Below are 2,281 nucleotides of genomic sequence, written 5' to 3'. Positions count from 1 at the left end.
GGCAATACCTAGCATAAGACGCTGTCTATGACTAAAAGGAATGTCTGAAGATAATATAAATTCCGAAACAAAATTTGCTCTAAGCGTTTTATCAATATTTTTATTATATTGTGCTAGCATTATAGCGAGTTCAATAATAATAATAGTCGTGGCATCGGAATTAATTAAAAGATATTGTACTGCTTCAATATATTTTTCAATTTTACATATATTTCTATCAAATTTTACTAATCTCTTCACCCTCTCATAAATAATATCTTTTTCTGTTTCATGAGACGGCAACGAGTCAAATCTTACTCCTTCTTTTAAACCGTAATTTGAGATAATAATTTTTTCCGGTGAAAATACCTTAATCATTGCTTTTATTACTAAAACTGCATTATAATTTATGGCTTTCTGCTCGTAATAACTCAGCTTTAATTTATCGATTTGCGATAATTTCTCTAAATATAACTCAAACTCTACACGATTTATTTCAAAATTATGTAAATTTTTAAGGGGATAATTTATAGACTCCATGTATATACGGCTCATTAGACGTAATGCACCGCCAATTAAATATAAATTAGGATAATGTGCAGCTCCAAATTCTTCCTCTAGCATTTTAGTAATCAGCCCGACATCACCAAAATTGCTACTAACAATAATTTTTGTACCAAGCGGCAATGATTTTAATTTACCGACTTTTTTATTTCCAATCTGTGCAAGCTCAAGACTTCCACCTCCAAGATCGGCTACAATACCGAAAGCATCACTAATACCGGAAATTAATCCGGCAGCAGTTAAATAAGCTTCAAGTTCACCTGAGATAATTTCAATATCAATATTGAATCTCTTTTTGATTATAGCTTTGAATTCATCTGCTTTAGGATGCCCCCTAAGTATAGCTGTTGCAACACATCTAATATTAGTAACGGACAGTTTGGTAAAAATATGAATAAGATATTGTAGAGATAAATATGTTTGATGTTTTACGTCTAAATTATCTAAATTAAGTAAATTTGTAAGATAATTTCTAAATTTATAATTAAAAATTTCCGGCGCTCCAAGCTCATCACTTTCATAAACTACAGCTCTTAAAGCATTTGAACCGATATCAATAATAGCTAAACGCATTTTTGGATCTTACTCATTATTTTCTGAAACAGTTATTGTTTCGGTCTCTTCAGAAGCCTCATTATTATTTGCCCTAGGGTCAAAAGGTACTTGAGTAGGTACAAAAGTCGGCGGTAACAATCTACTAGTAAAAAACTTATCTTCGTAATACTTAATTTTACGAGATTTTATAGGCGGAAAGGATTCTATTAAAACAATTTGCTCATCTCTCGGTAACTGTATTACTTCTTGAGGTAAAAGTAAAGCTCTTTGAACCTGAGAAACGTTTTGGGTTCTAGTAGAAATATTAAGATCAAAAAATAAAGGTTTACTAAATGATCTTTGTTCTACCGTCTTATTACCGACAAGCTGCGATATTAAATTTGCCGTTTCATAGTTATTAGCGGCAAAAGTAATACGATATGTTGCATTAGATAAGAAAGAATTCATCCCTGCATCTTCATATGTTCCTTTTAACTGCTGTGTATCTTGAATAATTAAAAATAAACGAACTCTATAACCTCTAAAATAAGCTATACCGGCTTTAAAAGTATCCATCTTCCCGAGCGTTGGGAACTCGTCAAGTAAGAACATTACTCCATACGGCTCTACCTTTAAATCCGGCATTTTGCGGCTTAAAAATTCTGTCGCCTGCTGATAAAACACCTGCATTAATTTTTGTAAACGCTGTATATTATCGGGTGTTAACCCTACATATACGGTTGTTTTTACTTTTTTAAATTCTTGTATATTGAAATCAGAAGATGCTGTAGCTGAATCAATAAGTGGATTTGCCCATAATTCAAGCGATGAGTTCATTGTAGATATTACGCCGGAACGCTCTTTATCAGCTTTTTGCAAAAATGCCGCAATATTCATATATGCAACAGGATGTATTACACCACCAAGCGTATCGAGTACGACCGCTAGAGGCAATACCTAGCATAAGACGCTGTCTATGACTAAAAGGAATGTCTGAAGATAATATAAATTCCGAAACAAAATTTGCTCTAAGCGTTTTATCAATATTTTTATTATATTGTGCTAGCATTATAGCGAGTTCAATAATAATAATAGTCGTGGCATCGGAATTAATTAAAAGATATTGTACTGCTTCAATATATTTTTCAATTTTACATATATTTCTATCAAATTTTACTAATCTCTTCACCCTCTCATAAATAAT

1 protein-coding gene and 2 pseudogenes are annotated in these 2,281 nt (G+C 32.0%); all 3 read right to left on the bottom strand.

All coding sequences use genetic code 11. The features are described from left to right. Positions 1 to 1,116, bottom strand: a 1,116-nt coding sequence (locus O6R16_RS07625) for a Ppx/GppA phosphatase family protein (protein WP_499680669.1), incomplete at its 3' end; no start/stop codon positions are given. Between the two features lie 9 nt (positions 1,117 to 1,125). Then, positions 1,126 to 2,034 (bottom strand): annotated as a pseudogene (locus O6R16_RS07620) (type IV secretory system conjugative DNA transfer family protein); the annotation flags it as partial. Beyond that, positions 2,027 to 2,281: pseudogene (locus O6R16_RS07615) on the bottom strand (Ppx/GppA phosphatase family protein); the annotation flags it as partial. The pseudogenes O6R16_RS07615 and O6R16_RS07620, both read right to left, overlap by 8 nt.

It is taken from the genome of Candidatus Rickettsia tasmaniensis, assembly GCF_036857515.1.
GTDB lineage: Bacteria > Pseudomonadota > Alphaproteobacteria > Rickettsiales > Rickettsiaceae > Rickettsia > Rickettsia rickettsii.
The sequence above is the reverse complement of the archived record's forward strand: the minus strand, read 5'-3'. Positions and strand labels throughout refer to the sequence as shown.